This window comes from Massilia pseudoviolaceinigra (genome assembly GCF_030846505.1).
In the GTDB taxonomy this organism is placed as follows: domain Bacteria; phylum Pseudomonadota; class Gammaproteobacteria; order Burkholderiales; family Burkholderiaceae_D; genus Telluria_A; species Telluria_A violaceinigra.
In genome coordinates, this window is the sequence record NZ_JAVCWL010000118.1 from 1 (window position 1) to 916 (window position 916).

A 916-nucleotide genomic window follows, 5' to 3' on the forward strand; every position below is an offset into this window, starting at 1 on the left:
GACGACTGCGCTGCCGCCGATCCATCCGCCGTAAGGCTGGGTGTGCAGGTTGTCGGCAGGGTTGAACACGCCGGCCCGACCGCCGGCGCCGGAGCCGACCACCCAGGTACTCGCATTCACCATTTTGCCGTACGCGCTAACGAATCTAACGTTCTTCTTGGTAGCGCAATATGCCTTGATCATCTGCGAAACGTACGCCAGATTCTTAACAATCGCTGGCGTTGCGGATGGGTTCGGAAAAATCTCCTGCACGTAGACCCGGCGCGCCTTTGCAGAGGCAATGTCAATGATGCCCTTGAGATTGGCGACGGTAACGTTGCATGCGGCGTCGGTGGTCGGCAGGTCATTAACGCCGCCCATGATCACAGCAACCTCGGTGTCCAGCAAAAACGCTTGAGGCGAAAATTTCAGTATGTCGGCCGAGCTGGCGCCAGCGATTGCGAAAGCTTCGTAATCGTAAAACGTATCCCCGAACGCGCCGGCAACCCATGCAACATAGCCGATCAGGTTGTAGTCGCTGGTAATTGGCGATCCTGCAGTTTGGACAGCAGAGGTGGCGTTTGGCACAGGCGCGGACCCACCGCGCACGGCCAGGGTGATGCCGGAATTTGCGTACGTCCCGCTTTTCAAATAGTGCCAACCGCCGACGCTCACGTCCACATACTGGCCGAGGGTGTCGCCGGCCGCCTGCCAAGCAACCCAGCCGCGGCTGTCGGTGAAAAGATTGCCCGCTACAGTTTGAGCAACACCACCATTGGCCCGGCCGTCTACCATGGCGTAAGCGATCCATGTAATGCCGCCGAAATTGGCAGCGCTGGTGATCGTGGTGATCGAAAACTGCAGCTGGTAATCGGGCCCGGTCTTGCCGGGCTGGCCGTGCTGCGTCAACGAATCGCCGACAAATACCGCGCGGCGA

At 59.5% G+C, this 916-nt stretch carries 1 protein-coding gene; it reads right to left on the reverse strand.

All coding sequences use genetic code 11. The features are described 5' to 3' along the window. A partial coding sequence (locus tag RBA40_RS33345; protein ID WP_306653201.1) for an SGNH/GDSL hydrolase family protein occupies positions 1 to 916 on the reverse strand: 916 nt, incomplete at both ends.